This window comes from Zoogloea dura (assembly GCF_012927165.1).
Classification (GTDB): domain Bacteria; phylum Pseudomonadota; class Gammaproteobacteria; order Burkholderiales; family Rhodocyclaceae; genus Zoogloea; species Zoogloea dura.
This window is the reverse complement of the sequence record NZ_JABBGA010000003.1, coordinates 1-25,457: the sequence shown is the minus strand read 5'-3', so window position 1 is coordinate 25,457 and position 25,457 is coordinate 1. Positions and strand designations below refer to the sequence as shown.

Below are 25,457 nucleotides of genomic sequence, written 5' to 3'. Positions count from 1 at the left end.
GGGCTTCGGGGCGATCGCCTTCGGACGGCCGGGCGGCGCTCATTCCATGCCGGACCTAGCTGGTCCGGCCCTCCTTGAGGAGTTCGCGGCGCAGGCCTTCGTCCAGGTCGGTGGGGCGCAGGGTGGTGTCGCCGCGGCCGAGGGCCTGCAGGCAGGCGTGGCGCACCACGTTGAGGAGGGTGCCGCCGGAGATCTCGTGGCGGCGGGCCAGGGCTGCCAGGTCGATGGCCGGGTCGAGGCGGGCCGCGGCGGGGATCGACTCCTGCCACAGGCGCAGGCGCTCGGCGGCCTTGGGCATCGGGAAGGCCACAACCGAGTGGAAGCGGCGCAGGAAGGCGTCGTCGATGTTGTGGCGCAGGTTGGTGGCCAGGATCACCACGCCGGCAAAGGCCTCGATGCGCTGCAGCAGGTAGCTCACCTCCTGGTTGGCGTAGCGGTCATGGGCGTCGCTGACGCCGGTGCGCTTGCCGAACAGCGCGTCGGCCTCGTCGAAGAAGAGGATCCAGCCGGCCTGCTCGGCGGCCTCGAAGAGGCGGGCCAGGTTCTTCTCGGTCTCGCCGATGTACTTGGAGCTGACCTGGGACAGGTCCACCCGCCACACCTCGCGTCCGCAGCGCTGGCCGAGCAGGCCGGCGGAGAGGGTCTTGCCGGTGCCGGAGGGGCCGTGGAACAGGCTGACGTGGCCGGGGGCGCTGCGCCGGCCGAGGCCCCACTCGTGCAGCAGGGTGTGGCCGTGGGTCAGCCACAGGGCGATGTCCTCCAGCTGGGCGAGGGTCTGGGCGGGCAGCACCAGGTCGTGCCAGCCCAGCCCGCTGAAGACCCGCCGCGCCGGCAGGCCGGCTTCGCCGCTGACCGGCAGGGGCAGGCCGGGCAAGGCCTCGGCAAGGAAGCGCGGTGATACCTGCAGGGGGCCGGCCAGCGGGCTGACGGGGATGCCGGCGCTGCCAGACATGGCCGGGGGGCCGACCCGCAGTACATCCTGGCGGGCCAGGCGGGATTCGGGGGCGAGCCGGCGCATGGCGGCGAGGCGCAGTGCGAGGGCGTCGCCGGCGAGCAGGAAGCAGGCGGTCTCGCCGCTGGGCAGGCACACCGGCCCGCCGCCGATGGCGCCAAACTCGGTGTAGGGCCGCTGGATGCTGGTATTGGGCGACCACAGCACGTCGAGGAGCTGGGGCCGCAGGCTGGGGGCCAGGGCGAGGGCCAGCACCAGCCGCTCCGCCGGGTCGAGCCCGTGGCCCTGCACGGCGGCGGCATAGGGGCAGCCCGGCTGCCCGAGGAGCGGGGCGTCCACGGGCAGGGCCGGCGACGACGGGGGTGTGCCGAAGTAGCTGCCCAGCCGGGCCTGCAGGCAGCTGGCCAGCCATTCCAGCTCGGCTTCCAGGCTTGCCGCCGCGGCCGGCAGCAGGCTGTCCGCCGTGGCGGCAGAGGGGGCCGGCGTCCAGGGCAGGTCGGGGCCGCTCATGGGGTGGGCCACTCCGTGACCAGGGGGCGGGGCATCCACGGCAGGCGGACCAGGCTGAAGCCCCAGGGCAGCAGGTCGAGCAGCATGTCGAAGGATTCGGGTTCGATCCGCAGGCGCCAGGCCGCGTCGCCTTTTTCGAGGCAGCCGCGGCGCTGCAGGAAGCCGCTGCGCAGGCCCGCCGGGCGGGTGCCGCGCAGGGCCTGCCAGTGGGCCAGCATGGCTTCCAGCAGGGCGTCGGCCTCGACCCGCCAGGCCTCGGGCAGGGGCGGCGGGGCGTGGGGCAGCGGGGTGTCCGGGTCACGGCCCAGCAGCAGCTTGATGAAGGGCAGGGTGAATTCCTGCTCGGCCTCCCGTCCGGTGGCCAGCCAGTGCAGCAGGCTGGCGGCGGCCGGCAGCACCGGGTCGGGTATCGGCCCGCGGGTGCCTGCCGGGTGCAGGCCGGTGGCGTCGAGCAGGCGCGACAGGTAGGGGTGGGCCAGCACCAGGCCGGCCGCCGGCACCAGCAGGCCGGAGGGGGCGGCACTTTCCGGGCGTTGGGTGAAGCGAGGGGTGTCGGTGGTGGCGGGGCGTGTGTCGGGGTCTGTCCTGGGGATCGACTCCGGCCCGGCTGGGGCGGCGGTTTCCAGCGCCGCCCGCAGGGCCTCGCCATCGGCTGCCGGGGCATGGGCCAGGAGGGGCCGCAGGCCGCGGCAGTAGTCGGCGAGGGCTGCGGGGGGGCTGGCCGCTTCGAGCCGCCAGGCCAGCCACAGGGCGGGGAGCAGGGTGGTGGCAGGGCTGTTTGCCAGGGCCCGGTCGCGCAGTGCCGGGGTCAGGGGGTGCTGCGCCAGGGCACCACCCGCGTCCAGCCGCCCGGCCAGCGCGTCGCTGCGCCGGGCCAGGGGGAGCAGGGCCAGCCAGCGCGCCACGGCACCGGGCCGCAGGGCTGGTGTCAGGCGGGCAATGGCCGGGGGCAGGGCATCGCCATCCACCCAGGCGAGGGCGGCTTCGCGCAGGAGCTGCAGCAGGGTTTCCGGGTCCAGGCCGGCGAGGGGCCAGTCCACGTTGCCGCTGCCGAGGTAGATCTCCAGGCCGGCCTGGGCGTGGTGCGCCGGGCTGGTGCCGCCGGTGCCGGAGGGGGCGGATTCTCCCCGCAGTTGCCGGGCGAGCTGGCGGACGAGGCCGAGGGGCAGGTGGCTGGTGGGCAGGCGGGGGTCGGGCAGGGTGATCGGCACCAGGGCCGCGTCGTCCTCCGTCCGGGTGCTGGCCAGTACCCTGTCCAGCAGACCTTGCAGGACATCGGGCGGCAGGCGCTGCAGGGTGGCGAGGGCGTCGGTGGGAGGGCTGTCTTCCTGCATCGGCCTGCCGTCCGTGCCCTGCCCGCCGGGGCTGGGCGCGCTGGCGGACAGCTGCCCGGCCAGGGCTTCGGCCACGGCACTTTCGATGCCGCGGGCCAGGTCGTCGGCCTGGGCGCCGGGGGGCAGGCGCACGTTCAGGGTCAGGCGGGGCAGGCGCAGCACCTGGTCTGCGGGGATGTGGGCCGACAGGCTGCGCTCTAGCGCGGTCAGCACTTCGTCGGTGGCGTCCCGCAACAGGCCGCGCAAGCCAAAGGCCGCGGTGGGCGTGGGGGCCCGGGCCTGCCAGTGCAGGCGCCGGATGCGGTGGGGCAGCAGGGTGCTCATCGAGAGTTCCTTCCTTTAGCCCCGGATCCGGGTGACGCTCTGGATGTTGCCGATCAGCACCGTCTGGGTGTTGTCCAGGGGGCCGGCGCGCAGGCCGTCGAGGCGGTTGCCGAGCTCCTTGGCGGCGCCCGCGTCGGTGACGAAGACGGCACTGTTGGCGAGCACCGTGGCCACCCCGGCGGCGCTGCCGGTGGAGGTGTCCACCTTGTGCTTGACCAGCTGCTCGGCGGCGTCGGCCACCGAGGCGCCGAGTTCGGCCTGGGCGCGGGCGAGCAGGGCCTGGGCATCTTCGCGGCTCTCCGGCGGGAGGTCGCCGCGGGTGGTCAGTTCGACCAGGCTCTGCACCTTCTGGCGCTTGAGTTCCACGTCGCGGACCATCTCATCGACCAGCAGGTTGCCGGTGGCGACACTCTTGCCCGGCAGCACCACGCCAGCGCCGGTGGCCTCGCGGGTGCTGAAGACGCCCTTGACCAGGCCTTCGACGCTGGCGGTCTGGTTGTCCAGGCGGCTGCGCACCTCGGCCTGGACAGCCTTGAGGTCGGCGGCCAGCTCGGCCCGGGCGCCATCGAAGCGGCTGGCCACGGCGCTGCCGACGAGGGAGCTGACCAGGCGGTCCACCGGGCGGATCGGGCGGATCGGGTCCAGGTCGAAGGGCGGCCGGCGCTGCGGCGGTCGCACCAGCGGCGGCTCGACGGGCTCGGGCTCGTCGGCCTCGGCGCAGGGATAGGCCAGGGTGAAGTCGGCCACCACCCGCTGGTTGTCGTCATAGACCAGCACCAGGGTGCCGCCGCGCCACACCCCGCCGAGGTGGTCGAGGCCCGGGTGGTCGGTGGCGAAGCGGGCCAGCAGCAGCTTGTCGTCGTCCTTGTCGTCCTTGGCCTGGATCAGGTCATCGAGCCAGTCCAGCCACAGGGGGTGGGTGGTCTGGATCAGGCTGTCGAGGGGCGACACGAAGTCGCTGCGGGCCAGCGGCCCCAGGTTGCTGCGGGCGCCGCCAAGGGCGCCGAGGGCCTCGCCGATGCCGTTGCTCCAGCGGGTTTCGGTGCTGGCGCTGCGGTAAATGCTGTAGCTGCGGGAGTCGAGGGCGGGCTTGGCGCGGCCGGCCAGGGTGCCGATGGCGCTGCGGGCCAGCCCGGCGATGTTGAGCACGGAGGCGCCGGAGTCGGTCTCGGCCGGCACCTCGTTCTGCTCCACCGCGCCGCGCAGCTTGCCGACAAAGCGCTCGGCGTAGCTGTCGCTCTCGTCGAGGCGCAGGGACACGTCCTGGCGCAGCAGGTAATGGAAGCGGTGCAGGTCGGTGTAGCGGATGCCGGGGCGGATGCGGATGCGGTCCTTGCGGTTGTGGGCCAGCACGGCATGCACCTGGAAGGGCAGGTTGTGCTCGGCGATGAGCTTTTTCAGCTCGGCGGAGACCTCGTCCACCCTGCGCCCCAGGTGGCCTTCGACCCGGAAGAAGTCGTGGCCGCCGATGGCGCCGGCCAGCGGAACCAGGGCGCGGGGGCTGCCGCCATAGTCGGCGGCCCGGTAGCCCAGGTTGTGGTGGGACAGGCGCCGTTCGGCGAGGCGGCGGTTCCACACGGCGGCGGTGCTGGCGGTGTAGTACCAGGGGATGGCGCGCTCGCCCAGGGGGGCATGCTCGCCGTGGCTCGGGGTGATCCGCAGCAGCGTGTCCTCCGGCATCCGGTAGCGGTCGATCTGGGAGGCCAGGCGGCGCAGCAGGAAGCGGGCGTCGGCGCGGCGCTGGCGGGCGTCCGTGGCGCTGGCTGCCGGGTGGAAGCCGCTGCGCCCGATGGGGGCGTCGCTCTGGTCGCCGAGCGCGCCCAGGCCGAGATGCTTGGGGAAGGTGCCGATGGACGGATTGCTGATCGAGTCGTCGTCGAGCAGGGCGTCGCGCAGCTCGTTCCAGCTGGCCACCAGGTCGCGCAGGAAGTCGGAGAAGGTCTGGGCCGCCAGGGCGGGGGTGCCTGCCAGGCGGGCGAGGAGCTGGGCGTCGAGGTCGGGCATCGGGTCGCCCTGGAAAAGTTCGAGCAGCAGTTCGGGGAAGAGCTGGCTCAGGCTGGTGAAGCAGGTCTGCAGCCCGGCCACCGTGCGGTCGCTGCTTTCCTGGTATCGCGCGACAAGGGTCTCGGCGTTGGCTAGCCCGGCGCCGAGCTGCGGCCGGTAGGCGATGGCTTCGGGCAGGTCGCGGGCCCGTGCGGCAACGCTGACCGGGCCGTCGGTGAGCAGTCCGGCCCAGCGCCGGTCGGCCAGCAGCACGCGCAGGCGCTGGCGCCGCTGCTGGCCCAGGTTGTCGCAGTCGGTGCCGGTGCACAGGTCCCGGTCGGTGTCGCTGGTCTCGGCGAGCAGCACCACGATGCCGCGCTCGAGGATGCCGGGGAGGTCGGCCAGGGGCTGGCCGGGGTTGGCGTCGTCGCTGGCCACCAGCTCGCCGAGGATCACCGGCTGGCCGGTGGTGGCGTCGAAGAAGGGCTCGTAGCGTGGCGCGGTGTCGTCGTAGGGGCGCAGGGCGGTGAGCAGCAGCGGGGCGTCGACCCGGACCAGGTCGCCGTCGCAGGTGATGCCCAGGCCCGGGCTGACGGTGATCCGTCCGGCGTCGCCGCCGAGGGCCAGGCCGGCGATCAGGCCGGTGCCGGTGAGGCTGACCCGGGACAGGCGGTCCTGCTGGTCGAGCCAGTCGGCCACGTCGTTGAGCTGGCCGTGGGTGAGGACCTGATCCCGCTCGAAGACCGTGTAGTGGCCGGCAAGGGGCGGGGTGAGGCGGGTGAGGACCTTAGCCATTGTCCGTCTCCTGGGGAAGGTTTTGGTCGGGGGCGCTGCCGAGGGCGTGGAGGCCGAGCACGAAGGGCGGCCGGGGGGCGTCTGCAACGCAGTCGAACAGGGTGCGTCGGGGGTACTGGTTCTTCATCTCGGTGAGGGCCTCCAGCATGGCCTGCAGGATGGCGTGGCGGCCGGCCCGGTCGGGGCGCAGGGCGCCGGCGTGCAGGCGGATCCAGTCGCGGTAGGCGCCCTCGAAGCGGGCCATCTGGTCGGCGCCGACCCAGCACAGCTTGGGCAGCAGGTGGGCCGGCACTTCCTGGCGGATGGTGTGTTCGACGAAGTCGCGGAAGTCCGGCTCCTGGAAGCGCCCGGCGTAGGCCGGCAGCACGATCTGCAGACGCTGCGAGTAGGGGTCGTCATCGCCGCAGTCGGCGCAGGCCGGGTCCACGCAGATGGGCAGGAAGGGGTCGTCGTTGGCCGGGTCGGCGGAGTCTTCGGCGTAGGTCCAGCTGCCGTCGGCCTGGCGCTGCAGGGCGGGGCGCAGCAGCAGGTTCTCGATCACGTAGAGGCCTTCGCCGCTGTAGTGGTCACGCAGGTAGGCGGCCAGCGCGGTGATCTCGGCGAGGGCTGCGTCGCGGCTGGCGAAGCCCTCGGCGCGGCGGGCCAGCAGGTGGCCGTCGGCGGCCTGCACGCTGAAGTAGAAGCGCCCGTCGCTGCCCTGGATGATCCGGTAGTGGCCGTCGTCGCTGCGCTGGCCACGCTCGATGGCTTCGATCATGCGGGCCCGCGCGGCTTCCCGGGTGGTGAAGTTGCCGGTGGAGGAGAGCAGGATCTTGTCGTCGCCGGCGCGCAGCACGCGGAAGCGGAATTCGTCGCCGGGGGTGGCGTCGATCTCGGCATAGGTGTCGTAGGACACGGCGCCCAGGTTGCGCCGGCTGAAGTCGGCAATGCCGAGCAGGCGGGCCAGGCGGATCTCCAGCCCGCTCACGTTGAAGCTGTTCCACAGGGCTTCGGGGGCATCGGCGGCCTGGTGGTAGGCGCCGGCCCGCTGGCCGACCACCTCGGGCGCATCGGCCAGGAAGCGGCTCTTGTCGGCGATCACCCGGGCGTCGCTGTGGCCGAAGGCGGAGGCCATCGCGCCGGCGTAGTCGGAGAAGTCCTCGCCGAGACGCGCCAGCAGGTGGTCCTGAAGGCGCTGCTGGCGGGCCACCGCCTCGGCTGGGGATTCCATCAGGCCGGCGAGCAGGGCCGGGCCTACGTCGTCGGTGTAGATGCGGGTGTGGCCGGGCATGCTGTCCACCCGCTGGCCGACCAGTAACTGCGCGGGCGTGGACGGGTCATTGAAGCGTGCGGCGGTGGCGGCCAGGTCGGACGGGGCCATCGACAGCCGCTCGCGGGCCTGCCCGAGGAGGGCCAGGTCGTTGGCGATCTGCTGGTCGAAGAAGCTCAGCCAGGCCTTGAGCTGCAGCACCTGGGCCTGCCGCTGCGGGTCCGGGTTGCCGGCCAGGCCGCTTTCGCCCAGGCCGTAGAGGGGGGGGAAGTCGAGCTGCAGCGAGCGCCAGGCGGCCACCTCGCGGCCGCGCCCGGCGGGCAGGGGCAGGTCTTCGGTATCGGGGGTTTCGAGGGCGCGGCGGGCGGCCTCCTGCAGTTCGGCGAGGCGGGTGGCGACGGGGCCGGGCAGGGCGTCGAGGTTCCAGCCGGCCACCGGCAGGCCGCGCTTGCGGAAGACCAGGCGGCCGGCGGCGGGGCCATCGCCGCCGAGGGCCAGGCGCGGCAGATGGCCTGGCGTGACCGGGATGCGCCAGGGGCTGGCGAGGCGCTGGCCGAAGCCGTCGCCGTCGAGGGGCGTCAGCAGCAGGTCGGGCAGGGCGCGCACGCCCGGCACGTCCATCAGCACGTTGATGAGGTCGGAGAGGTGCAGCTCGGCGGGCAGGTCGCCGGCGGCCAGCTCGGTGTCGTCGATGAAGCCGTTGTCGGGCAGGGGGCCGTCGAAGATCTGGTCAGGGGTTCGCGCCTGACCGTCGGGGCCTGGGCGGGCCAGCAGCTCGCCCAGGCGGTGGGCGGGGACTGGCGGGGCGATCCAGCGGGCGGCGGTGAACAGCAGCCGGGCGGCGGTCTCGGTGAGGTCCGCGGCGGGCTCCAGGTCCACCTCGGCGCACAGGGCGAAGGACTGGGTGGGGACGATGTCCACCGCCACGAAGTCTTCGCACAGGTTGCGCCCGGCTTCCAGGGCGGCGCGTACCGCGCGCAGCACCGGCTCCCGCTCGGCCTGGGTGTCGAGGCCGTCCATGCAGTCGATCAGCACCCGGACCAGCCCGCGCAGGCGCACTTCCCGGTAGCGCCCGTGCTCCGGCGGATGGCGGCGCAGGCGGCGCTCCAGCAGGTCGGCGTAGAGGGGCGGCGGGGTCACCGGCTGGACCCAGGCGTTCTTGACCCCGGGCAGGTCGATCAGGCGCTTGCGCCAGTCGCGGGCGCTGAGGGGGCGCATGGGCAGCACCCGGCGGGCCTGCAGGAACTGCTCGGCAAGGGTGGCCGGGCTGCCTGCGGTGGGCGTCAGCAGGTCTTCTAGGGGCAGGTCGGCCCGGTAGCCCAACTCGGCCAGGCCCCAGGTGGCGATCTCGAGAATGGTGATGCCCGGGTCGTGCAGGTTGTGGTCGGTCCAGGTCCGGCCGGCCAGGCGGCGCAGGTGCTCCAGGGCTTCGCCATAGAGGGCTGCGGCGTCGCGGCCGGTGGGCTCGGGCTCGCGGGACAGGCTGACAGGGCGGGGCATGTCGGTCATGGCGCGACCTCGGCGATCAGGTGCTCCGCGGCGGACACGAGGATCGCGTCCGGGGCGTCGGGGGCAAGCTCGGCGCTGTCGGCCGCGCCGGTTTCGGCCAGGCTCAGGCGGAAGTCGGTGACGTAGTCCACCCAGGGCAGGTCCTCGACGAAGTTGACCAGGGACGAGCGCCGTACCCGGCCGCCGAAATCGAGGGCCTGGCTGCTGTCGAAAGCCCACGGGGAGAGGGCGCGGACCAGGGCCTCGTTGATGGCCTGGCGGTAGTAGCTGAAGGCATGGCCCGGCCGCATGGCGACCTTGAAGTCCACCCGTAGCGGGCGGTAGGCCGGGTTGGCCACGTGCAGGTTGTCGGGCCCGAGGGCCATGGGGGCCCGCTCGAGGATGAAGTCGCGGATGCGCGTGAGGGTGTCCAGGTCCACCCGCGGCTGCAGGGGATCGACGGCGTTGCGCTGACGCAGGTCGGGCACCACCACCAGCAGGACGTGGCCGGGGGCGAGCCAGCTGCCCGGCTGGGCATGGGGGATGCACTTGACCCGCTCGACCCCGGGAAAGGCCTCCAGCACGAGGCGCTCGTAGTCCCAGCGGCTGACCGCGCGGTTGCGGTGGCGCAGGCGCTCGGCGGCCCGCCGGGCCAGGGCCATGGGGTCTTCCTGCGGGGCGCCGCCGAAGGAGGCGTAGGGCTGGACGACTTCCTTGACCGCCGCCGGGCTGGCCTGGAAGCGGGTGATGCGGCCGGCCGGCAGGGGGGCGGCCAGGTGGCTGGCGCTGTTGCCCTGGTCGTCAAAGGCCAGTTCCATACCGTTGGTGTGGATGCCGACAAGCCGGCAGGCGGCCGCCGGGTCGCCCGCCACGGCGCGCAGCCATATCAGACCGGCGGGCAGGCGGCTGTGGTCGGTGCCGGCCTGCTGCGGCAGGGTCAGGGCGAGCAGGCCGCTGGCGCGCAGGTCGCGGGTGGTATCCAGGCCGATCTCGCGGCCGCTGGCGAGGGGGTACCAGGCGTTGTCGGCGAGCACCGACCAGCTCAGCGGCAGGGCGTGGGCGCCGGGGTCGGCACTGCCCTCGGCGACCTGGAAGAGCAGGCTGAGCGGGGCGCCGGGGGCGCTGCCGGAGAGGCCGATGAACAGCTCGCCGCCGGCCGGATGGGGCGGCAGCAGGGCCACGCCGTCCTGCTGCGCCCAGGGCCGGCGGGCGTTGAGCCAGGCGTGTTCGCGGGCCACGCCGAGGGCGTCCACGTGGAAGAACTCGATCTCGGCGCCGGTGAAGCCGGCGGTGTCCGGGTCGTCCACCCGGCTGGGGCCGGCACTGGCGCTGTAGGACAGGCTGATGCCGGTGGCGCGGGGTGTCCACGGTTCGGCCAGGGGCGTGGGCGGGTCGGCCAGCAGGCCGGCCACGGCCTCGCTGCGCCAGGCGCTGTGCAGCAGGTCGGTGGCGAGGCTGAGGGTGATGAAGCCGGCCCGCGGGCTGGCGGCGGGCTGGCGCGAGGACCTGCCGCGCCGCCATTTGAGGAAACCGGCCTCCTCGCGGGCCCGTTTGCCGCCGACCCGCAGCAGGGCGGCGTAGTCATCCACGGCGCGGAAGCCGCTGGCCGGCGGGGCCGGGCTGATGCCGGCGAGGCCCAGGATCACCGTGTTGCCGGGGGCCGGCGCCAGGGTGACGGTGCTGGCCGGGTGGCTGCCGCTGGCGTCCATCCAGCTGGCCTGTGCCTGGACGCCGCCGGCCAGCCCGGCGAGGCCGGAGTAATGGTCATAGCGGGCGTTGAGGCGGCTCTGGCTGGTCGGGGCGTCCTGCCAGACGAGCTTGAGGCTGAGGGCCGACAGGCGCTTGCCCAGGGCTTCCGGGCAGCCGGCGTGAAAGCGGGTGCCAGGCGTGGGTTGAGGGCCGAAGGGCAGGAAGGCCTTCTTCGGGTCGAGGGGGCCAAAGTCGCTGTCGAGGCTCAGGCCGTGGATGTCTTCGACCGTGACGCCGATGCGCAGCTCGCGCACGCGCACCGCGGCGAGGCGCTCGAACAGGGGGCCGGCGCCTTCGCGCAGCAGGAGCTGCAGCACCGGTGTGCCGGCCGGGAAGGCCTGCTGGTGGAGGGCCGGGCTGGCGTCCACCACCGCCGGCTGGTCGGCTTCCAGCTGCAGCACGAAGCTCCAGCCGTCGGGCCCGGCGCGGGACTCGGCGGGGGCAGGCAGGTAGGGGCCGAGCCAGCCCTTCGGGCCGCTCAGGCGCGCCTCGAAGGCGGCGGCCAGGGTGGCGCCGTCCAGGTCGGCGGGCAGACCGGCCAGCCCCAGGCTGACGCTGATGCGGCGGCGCCCTTCGGCGAGGCGCAGCACCGGGGCGGCGAGGGCGAAGCCGAGGGGGGCGTCGGCCAGTGGCGCCTGCCCGGGGCGGCGCAGGCCGAAGGGGTGCCAGGCCGGATCGTCGGGCGGCAGGGCTTCGCCCAGGCCGTTGGCCGAGTCGGCCAGCGGCGCGAAGCTGACCCGCCCGCCGTCGCGTCCCAGCGCGGCGAGGCGTTCGATGCGGGCGTGACCGGCCACCACCGGGCGCACCGGGCGGTAGTGCAGGGGCCGCCCTTCCGCGTCCTTGCCGGCCGCGAGCGCCAGGCCGGGGCCGATCTCGACGGGGGCGACGCCTTTCTTGAGGTGCAGCACCACGTGCACGTGGTCTGGCTGCGGCGGACGGGGGCGGAAACCGAGCACCGTCTCCATCTGGAAGGCCAGGTGGCGGCGGGTGAAGTCGTCAAGCAGGGCGCGGGGGTGGCGGGCCACCTGCAGGAAGGCGATGAGCAGGGCCAGGTGGGGCGGCAGGCTGCCGTCGCGGGTGTCGGCCAGGGCGGTAAGGCGGGCGCGGTAGGCGGCGTCGGACTCTCCCGGGCCGCGGGCCGGGAAGAAGGCCTGCCAGTCACCGGCCGGGGTGACGGGGTCGTGGCCGTAGTAGTGCAGGTGGGCGGCCAGGGCCTGCGCCGCGTGCAGGAGGTCGCCGGGATTCCGGCCATCGAGGGGCGCGCCGGCCGGATCGAGGGCGGCCGGCAGGCGGTCTGCCTGGCGCGTGCCGGGGGCGGCGATCAGGGCGGCGAGGAGGTCCGGCAGGGCCATGGCGGCTCATCTCCCGGCATGGGCGGTGTGCGCCGCGGCGGCGGCCTCGCCCTGGTAAAAGGGGAAGACCAGGTTGAAGCGGGAGTTGGTGCTGCGCACCCGGTAGTCCAGGCGGATGCTGACCACCCCTTCGTGCAGCCGGCTGTCGTCGATGTCCACGTCGAGCAGGCGGATGCGCGCCTCATGGACCAGCACGCTCTTCTGGATGCGGTCCTTCAGGTCGCTGCGCAGGGTGGTGCTGAAGGGCTCGAACATCAGGGCGCGCATGTCCAGGCCGTAGTCCGGGTGCAGGAAGCGCTCGCCGGGGGCGGTGCCGAACAGGATGTGCAGGCTGGCCTGGATGTCGGCCTCGTCTTCGCTCATCTGCACGCCGCCGTTGGCGAAGGCGGGCGGGAAGGACCAGCCGCGGCCGAGGAAGGATGAAGGATCGCTCATGGCCGCCTCAGCCAATCTGCACGGTGGGCTCGCCCACCGCGGTGCTGGCGCCGCAGCCGCAGCTGTCACCGACCCGCAGGGCTGGCCGGCCGCCGATCAGCACGGTGGCGCTGCCGGCCACGAAGGGGCTCACCGGCGGGTGCGGCGGGGGGATCGGGCAGCCATGCAGGTCGCCCAGCACCGCTGCGGGCAGGCCGCCGATGAGCACGGTGGGCACCCCCGGGCCGATGACGAGGCCGCCATGGACGCTGACATCGGTGAGGCGGGCGGCACTGGGCATGGCGCTTCTCCTAGTTGATCTGCACGAGCGAGCCCTTGACCTGGGTGACGGCCGGGCTGCTCAGTTCGGTGCCGGCGCTGCCTTCCAGCGCGAGGCGGGTGCCGGCCTTGATCTCGATGCCGGTGGCGCTTTTCAGCTCGGCGTTGCTGCCCACGTCGAGCCGGGTCGTGCCCTTGGTCTTGACGGACAGGGTGTCGCAGCACTCGATGGTGATGCCGCTGCTGTCCATGCGCAGGCTGTTGCCGTTCTTGTCCTTGAGCAGCACCTCGCCCTTGTCGTCGTCGAAGACGATCTGCTGTTCCGCCGGGGTGGTGAGGGTCAGCACGACCTTGTCGTCGTCCATGTGGATGCGGATACCGCTGCGGCTGCGGAAGACCTTCTCGTGGTTGTCGTTGCTGGGGGTGAGCGGCGCGGGTTTGGCGCTGCTGTGGAGCATGCCGAGGATCACCGCGGCGCGCGGGTCGTCGTCGAAGAAGCCGACCACCACCTCGTCGCCGATCTCGGGGCGGATCATCACGCCCCGGTTGTCGCCGGCGTCGGCGGCGGCGACCCGGGCCCACACGCCGTCGCTGTCCGGGTCGACCAGGGGCAGGCGGATGCGTACCCGGAATTCGCCCTGGGGATCTTCGTTGTCGCTGACCACGCCCACCTGCAGGCCGTGCACGGGGGGCAGCAGGCTGGTGGTACGGCGGGCCTCGAGGCGCTGGCGCCGGGCGGGGTCTTCGCCCACGCCGCCGAACTGCAGGTGGGTGCGCCAGCCCTGGGTGGCGTCCATCTCATGGCGCACCCCGGTGACCAGCACGCGGCCGTTGAAGCGTCCGCCCACCCCGGCCAGCTCGACCACGTCGCCGGGCAGCACCTGGCCGAGGCCGAGGCATGCCGCGCGGCCGCTGACCTGGTCGAGGCGGGCGCGCAGCAGGCGGGCGTCGGCGGCGGCGCTGGCCTCGGCGTCGGGGAGCATGACGTGGGGCAATGCCAGGTTGTCCACCCCGAGGGCATCGGCGAGGCTGTCGGTGGACTGGTTGCCGGGGGCCGTGAAGGCCGGGGGGCTGGCGTCGAGGCTGTGCACGGCCTGGTCGGCGGCATTCCAGGTGAGGGCCTGCACGGCCCGGGTCTGTTCGCGGGCGTCCACCCGGGCGTCGAACTCGAGCAGGGTGGCGCCGAACTGGAGGGTCGCCACAGGGGCGCCGGAGGCATCGGGCACGCGGGTCTCGAGGGCCTCGGCGCGGGTCAGCAGGAGCTGGCCGTTGGCCTCGGCGCGGGTCACCGCAAAGTCCCAGTCGGTGCAGTCGTATTGCACCAGGTGGGGGTGGGTGACGCTGGTGGTGGCGGTGGTGATGCTCAGCCCGGCGTCGGCGAAGAGCTTGCCGATCACGTCGGCGTCGCTCATCTCCAGGTAAGTGGCGCTGTGCCGCCGCAGGCTCATGCGGGTGGCGGCGTGGCGGCATTCGATGATGAGCTGGGGGGTTGAGCTCTCGCGGATGCGCAGCTGCTGGCTGACCACGATGCCCTTGAAGAGTCGGTCCGGAGTGTCGGCGCCGGCGAGGATCTCGACTTCGGCGCCGGGGGCGAAGAGGGCGTCGTCGGCGAGGGCAAAGGCGCCGCTGGCGGCGTCCCCGTCGCGCCAGGCCAGCCGCGCCCAGGCGATGTGGCCGGCGCTGCTGGACAGGCTGGCCGACAGGAGCTGGTGGGTGCGCGGCACGGGGCTGCCGTTCACCTTGATGGTGAACTCCCGGTGGGCGGCGGCGATGGGGAGCGTGCGGGGGGCGGGAATTTCATTTCTCCAGGGGCGGAAAGACGACCCGGGTGCCCGGCGCCAGGTGGCGGAAGCCGTCCAGCCCGTTGGCCCGGGCCACCCGCGGGGCGAGGCGCGGGTCGCCGTAGATCTCGTGGCACAGGGCGGCGAGGGTCTGGCCCGCATGCACGATGCGCACGTGGGTGAGGTCGGGGGAGGAGTCCTGGGCCAGGGCCACCCGGGTCTGGTCGTCGGCGGTGTCGGTGAACACCGCGGTGATCACCGCCCGCAGGGGGATGCCGCTGGGCTTGAAGAGCTTGTAGGCGATGGAGGCGCTCTTCAGCACGCAGCGCTTGACCTGCAGGCGGCCCCACATCAGCTTGAGGTAGTTGGGGCGGTGGATGTCGCCGTTGTAGCCGGTGACCTCCTGGAAGGACTCGACCTTGCGCTGCACGTCCTCCGGCCGGCCGTTGGCGCCGGTGCCGTCGATGAAGAAGGCCAGGTTGAGGTCGCCGGGCTTGATCTTCTTGAAGTCCATGCGGCTGCCGGTGGTGCCGGCGCCCTGGCCGCTGTCGTACTCCATCTCGTAGGAGAGGGTCAGCTCGGCGGGATTGACGTAGGCCTCGAAGGTGGCGATGGGTGTGCCGGCATAGTCGGCCTTGGTGTAGGCCTCGATCCGGAGGTGTTCGAGCTGTCCGCGGTCGGGCATGGCGGCGGGCTCCGGCGCTCAGGCTTCCTGGTCCCGGCGCAGGATGTCCAGCACCTGCTGCACGCATTCGGCCACCAGGGCCTGCCGGTCGGCTTCCGGTGCGGGCGGGGTGGGGGTGCCACCGGAGGCGGCATTGCCGACTTCGACGGAGATGACCACTTCATCGACGATGATGGGCATGGCGGGCTTTCAGGATTTGTCCACGGTGAAGTACTGGTAGGCCAACTGCAGGGTTTCCACGACGACGGCGTTGTTGCTGGCGTTGAGGTCGGTGACCGCCCACTTGACCGGCCAGGCGCCGACCAGGTGCCAGGTGATCAGGGGCTGGTGTTCCTCGTTGAGGAGCTTGACGTCCACGTTGCAGGGGCGGATGTCCAGGTTCTCGATGCTGTCGCGGGTCCAGTCCCAGATGGCCGAGCTTTTCAGCAGGCCGCGCTTGAGCACCAGGTCGGGGTATTTGACGCGCACCGGGTAGCGCTGGATGAAGCGGTTCTCGCCGCCCTCGGGCACCTCTTCGGTGGTCAGCTCGAAGGACAGGCCGCTGACTTCGGTGAAGCGCACGTCATCGTCCACGGCCCGGGGCAGACCCAGGACCTCGACCTTGAAGTGGAATCCGACCGGCGGGGTGTACATGGCTGGGGCAGGCCGCTCATTCGTTCTGCAGCTCGAGGCCCTCGTGGGCCAGCTCGATGGACTCGATGGCCACCTCGTTGCCGCTGGCCTTGAGCTGCGGCCCCTCCACCTTGACTGGGAAGGCGTTGTGGATCTTCCAGACCATCACCGGTTCGTGGTTTTCGTTGAGCAGGCTGATGGTGAGGTCGCGCCGCTCGACGGTGTTGAGCTTGATGGTGGCGAGCCACTTGAAGAAGTCGTTGTCCGATTTCACGATGCCGCGCTTGAGGGTGAGGTTGCTGAATTTGCGCAGGCCCGGCATCTTGATAGAGGAGTACTCGGGGAAGGAGCCGTCCCGGTACTCGATGGCCTGGTTTTCCTGGGTCAGGCCGCTGACCTCCGAAAAGCCGATGCGGGTGCCGCCCCACTGGACGGTGAAATGGAAGACGGGCAGGGGATACTGGGCGGGCATGTCGGTTCCTTTCGCGATCGATGGCGGGGGCGGGGCAGGCCGGCGGGGGATTCAGCGCGGCCCGGCTCCGGGCATCAGGACGTCTGGAGCTTGTGGTAGAACTTGAGGATGATGAATTCGGCCGGGCGCACCACCGCCATGCCGATCTCCACGTACATGCGGCCTTCCAGGATGTCCTGGCTGCTCATCGTGGTGCCGAGGCCGCAGCGCACGAAGAAGGCGTCCTTGGTGGTGGCGCCGGCCAGGGCGCCCTCCCGCCATTTCTGGGTGAGGTAGCTCTCGATCATGCCCCGCACCTTGACCCAGGTATTGGCGTCATTCGGCTCGAAGACCGCCCAATAGGTGGATTTCTTGACCGACTCCTCGACCATGTTGAAGAAGCGCCGCACCGAGATGTAGCGCCATTCGTTGTCGTTGCCGGCCAGGGTGCGGGCGCCCCAGATCAGGGTGCCCTTGCCGACGAAGGCGCGGATCGCGTTGACCGACTTGCCGGCGGTGGCATCGACGTTGAGGCTGTCGGTGTCGTCGCTGTCGAGGGCGTAGGTCGGCCCGATCACGCCGGTGAGGCTGACGTTGGCGGGGGCTTTCCAGACGCCGCGCTGGTTGTCCACCAGGGCGTAGATGCCGGCGATGGCGCCCGACGGCGGGCAGGCGGTGAGGGTGCTGCCGACCCCGCGGATGATGTCCCGGTAGGTGCCGAAGCTCTCCAGCAGGTTGGCTTCGGCATTGGCCCGGTAGGCGCCGAGGGAAGCGTCGATGGCGTCCAGGGCGGAGGCCAGCGGGGCGTAGATGCGCTGCACATGGGCCAGGCCGCTGTTGAGCAGTTCCGCGTCGGTCGCGCCGGTGACCGCGGTGGCCGGGTTGGGGATGGCCGGGGCGCCGGCACCGAACAGGGTGGCCCAGGCGGGCAGGGTCAGCGCGCCGGTGTTGGTGTATTGCAGGGTGTAGCCGGCATCATCGCCGAGCTTGTCGTCCATTTCGCGTTCGATGGCGATGAGTTCGCGCAGGGCGGGCAGGAAGCTGTTGGTGATGGCGCGGGTCACGTCGCCGCGCAGGCCGGGGTGAGTGAAGGCCGTGGCGCCGGCGACCATGCCGTCAAGCATGGGGGCGAGGCGGAAGACCAGGGCGAACAGGTCTTCCAGGTTGCCGGCGCTGCGCTCGCCCTGGTAGGCCAGCACGGCGGCGCCGTAGGCGTCGGAGATGGCCGTGGCGGGGCTGCCGCTGACATTGCCGATGCGTGCGGCGAGGCCGTTCTGGTCGACGAGGATCTGCTCCAGCCCCTGGATGATGGCGACGACGCCGGCGTCGCCGCTGAGGCTGGCCAGGGTGACGGCCACGCCGCCCTTGCGCAGCACGCCGCGCACATCGGCATAGCCGACGTTCTTGGGGTAGTTGAGCTTGAGCCAGGGGGCGTAGGCGGCGCCGTACTTGAGGTGATTGATGCCGATCCGGTTGCGCAACTCCTCGACCACCGTGGTGTGTTCCAGCTTGTTGCCGGCCAGGCGGGTGTCGAGCACGGCGACCCGGTCGCCCAGCTTGCCGCACTGGTTGAGGGTGGCCACCTGTACGGCGGCGAGGTCATCGGCGCCGAGGCCGGCGGCATCCGGGGCGAGCAGGATGGTGGGCTCGTCCACCGTGGCGACGTGCTTGAAGCCTTCGATCAGGGCGGTCTTGTCCACCGCGTCGTCGAGGTCGCCCACCGAGGTGATCCAGGCCTTGCCGCCGCCGTTGTCGAAGAACAGCCGCATGCTGTCGTAGAGGTACTTGGTGTTGGTGGCGGCGAGGGTCGCGCTCTGGAAGCGGCTGGCGTTGTCCAGGTCCACCCGCTCGAGTTGCAGGGCGGGAGCGCCGCCGAACAGGGTCTCGAACTCCAGCAGGGAGGTGATGCGGGTCGGGACGTTGCGCAGGTCGTTGTTCACCGTGCGGGTGGCGCGGGCGGTGTAGCCGACGAAGGCGGGCACTGCAGTCTCCACTTCGGCCACCGAGGGCGGAAAGACCGAAATCTCTTCGACATACACATCGGGCGTGCGGTAGGTGGGCATGGCGGCTTCGCTCCTCTTCGCTGGACTACTTGAGATGGACGACGAACTGGGCGTCGGGGCGGTCGGCGCCTGCCTGGGGCAGGTGGCCGATCAGGACTTCGTCATGGCGGTGCAGCTCGAGCCCGCGGGGCCCTCGGGCGCGGCGGGGTACCGGGGCGAGGGTCTCGAACAGCACGGTGCGGCGGGCGCCGCCGCCGAGCTGGGCGGGGCTGAGGTGGGTGGGCCCGAAGGCGTCCGATTCGATGCGGCGGAAGGCGATGGGGGCACGGCCGTCGCCCGCTGCGCCGGTGTCCTCGATGCGCAGGCTGGCTGCGTCGTCGGCATCGGCGGGGGTGAGCACCACGTAGTAGCGCAGGGTGTCCTCGCGGGCCTCGAGGTTCAGCTGGAAGGCTTGGCCTCGGCTGACGTGGTCGTTGCTGGCAGTGAGCTGCAGGAGGCCCCAGGGTGTGGCATCGGCCAGGCCGCTGCTGGCGAGCAGCGGGTCGCCGCGGGGAATGCCGCGGGGTGCGGCCAGGCTGTCCGGGGCGTCGGGGCTGTTGGCGTAGAGCGGGATCTGCCCTGCGGCCAGGGCGGGCGCGCGGGTGTACAGGGCGAAAGCGGCCTGGCGGGGGACGAGGCCGAAGAGCAGGCTGCGGCCGGGGCTGTCGCCCAGCGGCGCGCCGAGTTCGTCGGTGGCGATGATGACCTGAAGCCGGCCGCCCCGCTGCCTGAGCACGGCCTGCATGGCGGCGAGGCTGTCCTTGGCGGAGGGTGCAGGCACGAACTCGAACTCGTCGGCGGCGCCACCCCGGAAGGCGTGATGCACGCTGATCTGCCAGAGCAGGCGGAAATGCGCGTTCATCGCGGCCCCGTGCGGGTGCTGATGTGGGTGACCGGCATGGCCACCTGGTCGGGCTCGCTGTCCTGCAGGATCAGCATGCGGACCCGGTACACCACCGAGGGCAGGTGGCGTGCGCCCAGGCAGGCCCACATCTGGTTGGCCTGCTCGGGCCCGTAATTGACCAGTTCTACGGACAGTCTGTCTACGCCCGCCGGGAGCCCGGGGTGGGTTGCCGGCGTGAACAGCGAGTGGGCCTGGAAGTGGGTGAGGACCAGGGCCAGCATGCGCAGCCCTTCGTGGTACTGGCTGAAGCGCGCGGCGATGAGCACCACGAGGTTGATCGTGAGAGGCGGCCGCAGGGTGACGTGGCGGCCATCCACCAGCGTCTGCTGGGGTACCGGGGCGCGGGTGATGCGTTCTTCCTCGATCTGGAACAGGCACATCCGGAGGCTGTCCTCGGAGATGGTCCAGGTGCCCTTGTCATCGACCAGGGCGCCCAGGGCGGCCTGCCCGAAGCTGGAGTCGAGGCGCCGCTGCAGGTAGCCGTTGAGCTCGTCGATCAGGAACTTCAGCGATACGTCGATCACTTTGTCTCCCCGTCCCCATGTGCCGGTCATGCCGGCTTGTGTTGTTGAATCTTAGGTGCCGCCGGGGAGGGGTGCGATAGAAATGTCGATGCGTTTCGCGTAATGGTGAATGTCTGCGGCTATGAAGGCTGCCGTCCCCTGCGTGGGTCGGGAGCAGCCAGGGGTGAAGCTCAGCGCTCCCGCAGGGTCAGGCGGCTGCCGCGCTTGCGGGTGCCGGCCCCGGTCATGGCGGCCAGGCCGCTGCTGCCGTGTGCATGACAGATGGCACAGCCGAGGGCGTCGGCGGCATCGGCGGAGGGGGCGCCGTCCAGGCTCAGCAGGCGCTGCACCATGTGGCTGACCTGCTCCTTGGCGGCCTTGCCATGGCCTACCACCGCCTGCTTGACCTGCAGGGCCGTGTATTCGGCCACCGGCAGGTCGCGCGACACGGCACCGCAGATGGCGGCGCCCCGGGCCTGGCCAAGGAGCAGGGTGGATTGGGGATTGACGTTGACGAAGACGATCTCCACTGCCACCTGGTCGGGGCGGTAGGTGTCGATCACCTCCTGGATGCCCGCCAGGATGATCTTGAGGCGTTCCGGCAGGCTGCCCTCGCCGGTCTTGATGCAGCCGCTGGCCACGTAGCGCAGCTGGCTGCCCAGGGTGTCGATGAGGCCGAAGCCGGTGATGCGCAGGCCCGGGTCGATGCCCAGGATGCGCGTGGCGACGGTGGCCGAGGCGGCGGGGCCATGGACCTTCATTTGCGTGCCAGCCACACGCCGAAGACGCTGAGGCCCATGCCGGCCAAGGCCAGCCCGGTGAGGGTTTCGCCAAAGGCGGCCCAGGCGATCAGGGCGGTGGTGGGGGGCGTCAGGTAGAACAGGCTGGCCACATTCACCGCGCTGCCGCTGCGGATCAGCAGGTTGAGCAGGCTGACCGCACCCACCGACAGCACCAGCACCAGCCACAGCAGGGCGAAGACGAACTGGCCGGACCAGTCGATGACCATGCTCTCGGTCTGGCTGGCCACCAGGGCCGACAGGGCCAGGGTGGGCAGGAACTGGATCACTGAGCCGGTGCGCAGGTCGAAGCCGGGGCAGAAGCGCTTCTGATACAGGGTGCCGATGGTGATGCCAAGGAGCGCGACCACGGCCGGCATGAGCATGGCGCCGAGCTCCGGCAGTGCGGTGGCGGCGGCGACCTTGTGGGCGACGACCAGCCCTACCCCGGTGAAGCCGGCCACCAGGCCGATCCACTGGCGCGGCAGCACTCGTTCGCCGAGTACGGCGCCGGCACCCAGGGCGGTGAGCAGCGGTTGCAGGCCGACCACCAGGGCGGTGATGCCGGCCGGCAGGCCGTGGCGGATGGCGGTGAACACGCCGCCCAGGTAGATGGCATGGACGAGCACCCCGCTGAGCGCGATGTGCAGCCACTGGCGCGGGTCCTTCGGCCATGGCGCGCGGGTGGCCAGGGCGAGTACGCCCATCAGGGCGATCACCAGCACATAGCGGGCGCACAGGAAGCTGAGGGGCTCGGCGTAGGGCAGGCCGTACTTGGCGCCGATGAAGCCGGTGCTCCACAGGAGCACGAACAGCAGCGGGTAGAGACGGGTTGCCAACGGGGTCACCGGGGCCTACCGGGGGATGTGCTTGCTACGGTAGATGCGGGCAGCGGCGGAGACGATGACCTGCACCTCGGCCGGCGAGATGTCGGGCAGGTTCTCGCGCACCACCCGGTAGGCGAGGTGCTCGAGGGACTGGCCGTTCCAGGCATTGGCCGGATCGAAGAAGGGCTCGATGATGAGGTAGGCCTTGTCCACCAGCTCACGCAGGCTGAGGTTCTTGCGGCGCTCGGGGGATGTACTCATGGGGGTTCCTGGGGCGATCATGGGGCAGCCCGGGATCATACCCCAGGGGGCCCGGATGCAGCGGCAGGGGGAGCTGGGCGGCGCGAAGGGCGTTGGTGTGTGCGTGTCATGCGTCTGGTTGGTGAGCTGGCGAAGGGTACCAGCGGCCAGGGGGCACTACCTTTTCGGATTCGGGGTCTTCGATGTAGTGGGGCGACATGATCTGGACGCCGTATTCGTTGAAGACGTCCTGGATGTTGGCATGCAGGCGGCTCAGTACTTCGGCCCGTGGCGCGGCGCCGAGCGGAGTGGCCTGGGCTACCAGGCAGTATTCGGGATAGAAGTCTGACAGGGCGGTCTGGAACACCCGGGGGACGGGCTCGGCGAGAATCCCGGGGGTGCGCCGGGCAGCCTCCATCAGCATCGCTTCCACCTGCCGCCAGGGGGTGTCGTAGCCGATGGTGACGCTGGTGTCCAGCATGAAGCCCTCGCCATTCACGGTGCGTGAGTAGTTGCGGGTGGCGCTGCCGACGATCATGGCATTGGGCAGTGTGATCTCGGCGCCGCGGCCGGTGCGCAGGCGTGTGGTGAACAGGTTGATGCCGACGATGGTGCCCTCGTGTTCGCCGATCTTCACGTATTCGCCGCTGCGCAGGGTGCGCGAGTACATCAGGATGAGCCCGCTGGCGCCCTGTCCGACGATGCTCGAGGCGCCCAGCGAGACCATCAGGCCGATCAGCACCGACATGCCCTTGAAGGCTTCGGTGTGGGCGCCGGGCAGGTAGGGGTAGGCCATTACCAGGGCGAAGATCCAGATCAGGATGTTGGTGATCTTGCGGGTCGGCTCGACGGTGTCCTGGTCCAGCCAGCCTATACCGGCCTGGCCGGCGGCGATGTGGTCGAAGAGGGGCTTCAGAACGCCCACCACGCCACGGGCGATGAGGAACATCAAGCCGGCGATGAGGAGGTTGGGCAGGGTGGTCAGGATGCCGCCACCCAGGTCGGCGACCACGCCGAGCAGGTATTGGCTGAGGCGTTCGCCCCAGGCCCGGGTGTAGGGGAAACGGGCCAGTACCACGCCGAGCCAGGCATGGACAAGCACCACCACCAGCAGCCAATAGACGGCATGGGTGACCCAGCCGACCGCTGCAAGGATGCGGTCCCGGCGGATCAGCTCGGCTCCGGCCAGGCGCAGGCGTTCGGCGCCACGCTCGACCGCGGTCAGTAGGTGCGTGCCGATCCAGCGGCGCAGGCGCGTCAGGACGTAGATCAGCAGGAGCAGTACGGCCGTGGCCATCGCGCTGACCGCCAGCCCTTTCAGCAAGGCCTCGCTGTCCCTGCTTTCGCGGGACTCGGCGATCACCGTGCGCAGGGCATCGAGTGTCCTGTCGGTGAGGATCGGCAGGGTTTCGCCGGAGAGCTTGTCGGCGTCGTCCGGCGACAGGATGAAGGCGAGCTGGTCGCCCACCATGATCAGGTTGCCGATGTCATTGGGCTGGGCCCTGACCTCGTCACTGTCGTTGCGGGCCAGGATCGACGCCAGGTTGCGGGCGCCGCGCTCGGCTCGTTGGGCGGGTGGCGAGCCGAGCACGCTGGCGCGGAAGCGCACGACGCTGCGGTTCATCAGCACCAGCTCGGCTTCAGCCGGGCTGGCGGCGGCAGGCTCCGCTGCAAGGGTTGCGGTGGCCGCGCCAAGCAGCAGGGTGAGGGCCGCCAGCAAAAGGCCCAGGACGCGCGCCAGCGTGGCGGGCGGCAGAGGCCGCTGGCGGCCGGCAGGTGGGGTGATGCGCATGGGATCCGGTCTCCAGGATGTGCGTGTGCCGCAATGGTGCTGCGGCCAGCCGCCGCATGTATGCCACAATTTCGGCCATCACACACGACCGGGCAGGTAAACAGGAGTCACCCATGCGCTACTGGCTGATGAAGTCCGAACCGGACGATGTTTCGATCGACGACCTGCAGGCCCTCCCGGCTCAGACCGTGCCCTGGTACGGCGTCCGCAATTACCAGGCGCGCAATTTCATGCGCGACCAGATGCAGGTGGGTGACGGGGTGCTGTTCTACCATTCGGGCTGCGCCGAACCGGGCGTTGCCGGGATTGCCCGGGTGGCCTCGACGGCCTACCCGGACGAGACCCAGTTCGACCCGGCCCATCGCTACCACGATCCCAAGGCCACGCGCGAGAACCCGCGCTGGATGCACGTGGATGTGGCCTTCGTGCGCAAGACGCGGCTCCTGGGTTTGCCCGAGTTGCGCCGCCACCCGGAACTGGAGAACATGCGCGTCCTTGCGCGCGGCAACCGCCTCTCCATCACGCCGGTGGAGCCGGCGGAATGGCGCTTCATCGTCGGGCAGCTGCTTGGCGCTTCTGATCTACTGGATTGAACAATGGGTATCGAATGGTTGGTGGCCTACCTGGCCCTGGGGGCCTTCGTGGGCTTTTTTGCGGGACTGCTGGGGGTGGGCGGTGGCGGCATCATGGTGCCCATCCTGACGACGCTGTTCGCCGCGCAGGGGGTGCCACGGGAACACCTGGTGCACCTGGCTCTGGGGACGTCGATGGCGGCCATCGTGGTCACCTCGATAGCCAGCCTGCGGGCCCACCACAAGCACGGCGCGGTGCGCTGGGACATCGTCCGGGGCGTGGCGCCGGGGGTGCTGCTGGGCACGTTTGGCGGGACCTTCATCGCCTCCCGCGTGCCGACCACGCCGCTGGCGATCTTCTTTGGCTGCTTCATGGCCTACGTGGCCCTGCAGATGATCCTCAACGTGAAGCCCAAGCCTTCGCGTGAATTGCCCGGCACGGTCGGGCTGGCCGGTGTCGGCGGAGCGATCGGGGTGATCTCGGCGCTGGTGGCGATCGGTGGTGGCTCCCTGTCGGTGCCCTTCATGACCTGGTGCAACGTCAAGATGCAGAACGCCATCGGCACCTCCGCGGCGATCGGCCTGCCCATCGCGGTGGCGGGTGCGGTGGGCTACCTGATCAATGGCTGGGGCTCGGGTGGGTTGCCGGAGTGGTCGGCGGGCTATGTGTATCTGCCGGCCCTGGTCCTGCTCAGCGCCTTGTCGAGTTTTACGGTGCCTGTCGGTGCCAGGCTGGCTCACAAGCTGCCGGTGGCGACGCTGAAGAAGATCTTTGCGGCCGTGCTGGTGCTGCTGTCCACCAAGATGCTGCACACCGTATTGAGCAGCTGAAGGCCGGCCGGCGGGGCGTCAGCCACCAAAGAAGCGCTTCAGGGAGCGGGACAGCCAGCCGCCTGGTGCCTGCGTCTCGGTAAGCACCTTCATCTTGGGGCGGACCGCTGCCACGTAGGCTGCGTCGTCGTGGCGGATGTGGCTGAATAGCCAGCGGTGCAGCAGGCTGTGCAGTTCGTGGCTGATGTCCTCGCCCTTGGCCAGGCGTTCCACGAAGCCGTTCACCCGCCGCACGAAGAGTTCGTGCACTTTCTTGTGGCCGCGCACGAACTCGTAGCCGGCGTCCTCGATCAGGCATTCCTCGAAGGCGAAGTGGGACAGGGTGTATTCCACCAGATCGTCCACCACCGCGACGATGTTGCTCCGGTCCGCGTGCTGGCGGGCGTCATGGAGGCGGTTGATGAAGTCCATGATCTGCTTGTGCTGATTGTCGATTTCGACAATGCCGGTGTCCAGGTCGTCTGACCAAGAGAGATATGCCATTGCTGTCCTTCTGAAGGGACCGGCCGATTGGTTGGGGACGCACGGCCGATGGTGCTGCGGAATTGCGCAGAAGTCAGTTTTTATCTGATTGTCATTCTATTGCGCATGCGAGACCCGTATTTTGCCCGAGTTACGCCCCGCGGGTGACTCGCGTAATCTGAATGTGCTAGATGTGAAGAGTCAAGACGTTGTTTCTGTCACCCGGTAGCCGAGAGCTGGGGGTTTGGCAGCCGATTCCGTGATGAGGTCGGTGCCAGTTGTAGAAGTGATTCCAGAGTGGCAGCGCAGCACGCCGCTGATCCGAGTTGGTGTAGGCGTGCCCGTAGGCCCATTCGCGCAAGGCGGACTGGATGAATCGCTCAGCCTTGCCGTTGGTCTGGGGCCGGTAGGCGCGGGTGAATTTCTGGCGGATGCCCAAGGCACCGCAGGCGATCCGGAAGGCGTGGGACCGGAAGGCCGAACCGTTGTCAGTGATCACTCGCTCGATGGTGATGCCCAACTCGGCAAAGTACTGGGTGGCGGCCTG

The 25,457-nt window shown here is 70.9% G+C and carries 23 protein-coding genes; 2 read left to right on the top strand and 21 right to left on the bottom strand.

Features of this window, described 5'->3' with window-relative positions; translation table 11 throughout:
* Positions 1 to 55: 55 nt before the first annotated feature.
* The 19 genes from HHL15_RS04750 to HHL15_RS04660 form a co-directional block, all read right to left on the bottom strand.
* Positions 56 to 1,462 (bottom strand): ATP-binding protein, encoded by a 1,407-nt coding sequence (locus HHL15_RS04750; protein ID WP_169144689.1) that lies wholly within the window; start codon positions 1,460 to 1,462, stop codon positions 56 to 58.
* Positions 1,459 to 3,120 carry a contractile injection system tape measure protein gene (locus HHL15_RS04745; protein WP_169144688.1) on the bottom strand — a complete coding sequence of 554 codons (1,662 nt, stop codon included), beginning with the start codon at positions 3,118 to 3,120 and terminating at the stop codon, positions 1,459 to 1,461. The genes HHL15_RS04750 and HHL15_RS04745 overlap by 4 nt, the downstream gene beginning before the upstream one ends.
* 15 nt (positions 3,121 to 3,135) lie before the next feature.
* Positions 3,136 to 5,898 (bottom strand): hypothetical protein, encoded by a 2,763-nt coding sequence (locus HHL15_RS04740; RefSeq protein ID WP_169144687.1) that lies wholly within the window; start codon positions 5,896 to 5,898, stop codon positions 3,136 to 3,138.
* A complete protein-coding gene (locus HHL15_RS04735) occupies positions 5,891 to 8,656 on the bottom strand; it encodes a diguanylate cyclase (protein WP_169144686.1) in 2,766 nt (921 codons plus the stop codon). The genes HHL15_RS04740 and HHL15_RS04735 overlap by 8 nt, the downstream gene beginning before the upstream one ends.
* Entirely contained in the window at positions 8,653 to 11,736 is a 3,084-nt protein-coding gene (locus HHL15_RS04730) for a baseplate J/gp47 family protein (protein WP_169144685.1), read from the bottom strand. The genes HHL15_RS04735 and HHL15_RS04730 overlap by 4 nt, the downstream gene beginning before the upstream one ends.
* 6 nt (positions 11,737 to 11,742) lie before the next feature.
* The gene (locus tag HHL15_RS04725) at positions 11,743 to 12,171 is read right to left on the bottom strand and encodes a GPW/gp25 family protein (RefSeq protein WP_169144684.1); all 429 of its coding nucleotides are present in this window, start codon (positions 12,169 to 12,171) and stop codon (positions 11,743 to 11,745) included.
* 7 nt (positions 12,172 to 12,178) lie between these two features.
* Positions 12,179 to 12,451: a PAAR domain-containing protein gene (locus tag HHL15_RS04720; protein ID WP_169144683.1), complete on the bottom strand. Its 273-nt coding sequence runs from the start codon at positions 12,449 to 12,451 to the stop codon at positions 12,179 to 12,181.
* 10 nt (positions 12,452 to 12,461) lie between these two features.
* Positions 12,462 to 14,168, bottom strand: coding sequence for a type VI secretion system tip protein VgrG (vgrG, locus tag HHL15_RS04715; protein ID WP_328824991.1), 1,707 nt, complete (start codon positions 14,166 to 14,168; stop codon positions 12,462 to 12,464).
* Positions 14,169 to 14,226: 58 nt separating this feature from the next.
* A complete protein-coding gene (locus HHL15_RS04710; protein WP_169144682.1) occupies positions 14,227 to 14,895 on the bottom strand; it encodes a CIS tube protein in 669 nt (222 codons plus the stop codon).
* A gap of 18 nt (positions 14,896 to 14,913) precedes the next feature.
* Positions 14,914 to 15,075, bottom strand: a complete 162-nt coding sequence (locus HHL15_RS04705) for a DUF5908 family protein (RefSeq protein ID WP_169144681.1) — start codon at positions 15,073 to 15,075, stop codon at positions 14,914 to 14,916.
* A gap of 9 nt (positions 15,076 to 15,084) precedes the next feature.
* Positions 15,085 to 15,528: a phage tail protein gene (locus HHL15_RS04700; protein ID WP_169144680.1), complete on the bottom strand. Its 444-nt coding sequence runs from the start codon at positions 15,526 to 15,528 to the stop codon at positions 15,085 to 15,087.
* A 16-nt stretch (positions 15,529 to 15,544) separates the two neighbouring features.
* Positions 15,545 to 15,979 carry a phage tail protein gene (locus HHL15_RS04695; protein WP_169144679.1) on the bottom strand — a complete coding sequence of 145 codons (435 nt, stop codon included), beginning with the start codon at positions 15,977 to 15,979 and terminating at the stop codon, positions 15,545 to 15,547.
* A gap of 74 nt (positions 15,980 to 16,053) precedes the next feature.
* Positions 16,054 to 18,021, bottom strand: a complete 1,968-nt coding sequence (locus HHL15_RS04690) for a phage tail sheath C-terminal domain-containing protein (protein ID WP_169144678.1) — start codon at positions 18,019 to 18,021, stop codon at positions 16,054 to 16,056.
* Between the two features lie 25 nt (positions 18,022 to 18,046).
* Entirely contained in the window at positions 18,047 to 18,862 is an 816-nt protein-coding gene (locus HHL15_RS04685; protein WP_169144677.1) for a hypothetical protein, read from the bottom strand.
* A complete protein-coding gene (locus HHL15_RS04680; protein WP_169144676.1) occupies positions 18,859 to 19,428 on the bottom strand; it encodes a DUF4255 domain-containing protein in 570 nt (189 codons plus the stop codon). The genes HHL15_RS04685 and HHL15_RS04680 overlap by 4 nt, the downstream gene beginning before the upstream one ends.
* Positions 19,429 to 19,598: 170 nt before the next feature.
* The gene (gene ruvC / locus HHL15_RS04675) at positions 19,599 to 20,168 is read right to left on the bottom strand and encodes a crossover junction endodeoxyribonuclease RuvC (protein ID WP_169144675.1); all 570 of its coding nucleotides are present in this window, start codon (positions 20,166 to 20,168) and stop codon (positions 19,599 to 19,601) included.
* The gene (locus HHL15_RS04670; RefSeq protein WP_206198595.1) at positions 20,165 to 21,025 is read right to left on the bottom strand and encodes a DMT family transporter; all 861 of its coding nucleotides are present in this window, start codon (positions 21,023 to 21,025) and stop codon (positions 20,165 to 20,167) included. Before HHL15_RS04670 ends, ruvC begins: the two co-directional genes overlap by 4 nt.
* A gap of 15 nt (positions 21,026 to 21,040) precedes the next feature.
* Positions 21,041 to 21,274, bottom strand: coding sequence for a hypothetical protein (locus HHL15_RS04665; protein WP_235943236.1), 234 nt, complete (start codon positions 21,272 to 21,274; stop codon positions 21,041 to 21,043).
* A 106-nt stretch (positions 21,275 to 21,380) separates the two neighbouring features.
* Positions 21,381 to 23,045, bottom strand: a complete 1,665-nt coding sequence (locus HHL15_RS04660) for a mechanosensitive ion channel family protein (protein WP_169144672.1) — start codon at positions 23,043 to 23,045, stop codon at positions 21,381 to 21,383.
* A 113-nt stretch (positions 23,046 to 23,158) separates the two neighbouring features.
* Between HHL15_RS04660 and HHL15_RS04655 the strand changes: the two genes are divergently transcribed.
* Both HHL15_RS04655 and HHL15_RS04650 read left to right on the top strand, forming a co-directional pair.
* On the top strand, positions 23,159 to 23,638 hold the full coding sequence (locus HHL15_RS04655; RefSeq protein WP_169144671.1) for an EVE domain-containing protein: 480 nt from the start codon (positions 23,159 to 23,161) through the stop codon (positions 23,636 to 23,638).
* Between the two features lie 3 nt (positions 23,639 to 23,641).
* Positions 23,642 to 24,448 carry a sulfite exporter TauE/SafE family protein gene (locus tag HHL15_RS04650; protein ID WP_169144670.1) on the top strand — a complete coding sequence of 269 codons (807 nt, stop codon included), beginning with the start codon at positions 23,642 to 23,644 and terminating at the stop codon, positions 24,446 to 24,448.
* 18 nt (positions 24,449 to 24,466) lie between these two features.
* Here HHL15_RS04650 and HHL15_RS04645 read toward each other — a convergent pair whose 3' ends face one another.
* The gene (locus tag HHL15_RS04645; RefSeq protein WP_169144669.1) at positions 24,467 to 24,931 is read right to left on the bottom strand and encodes a bacteriohemerythrin; all 465 of its coding nucleotides are present in this window, start codon (positions 24,929 to 24,931) and stop codon (positions 24,467 to 24,469) included.
* Positions 24,932 to 25,097: 166 nt separating this feature from the next.
* On the bottom strand, positions 25,098 to 25,457 hold a 360-nt coding region (locus HHL15_RS04640), incomplete at its 5' end, for an integrase core domain-containing protein (RefSeq protein ID WP_169144668.1).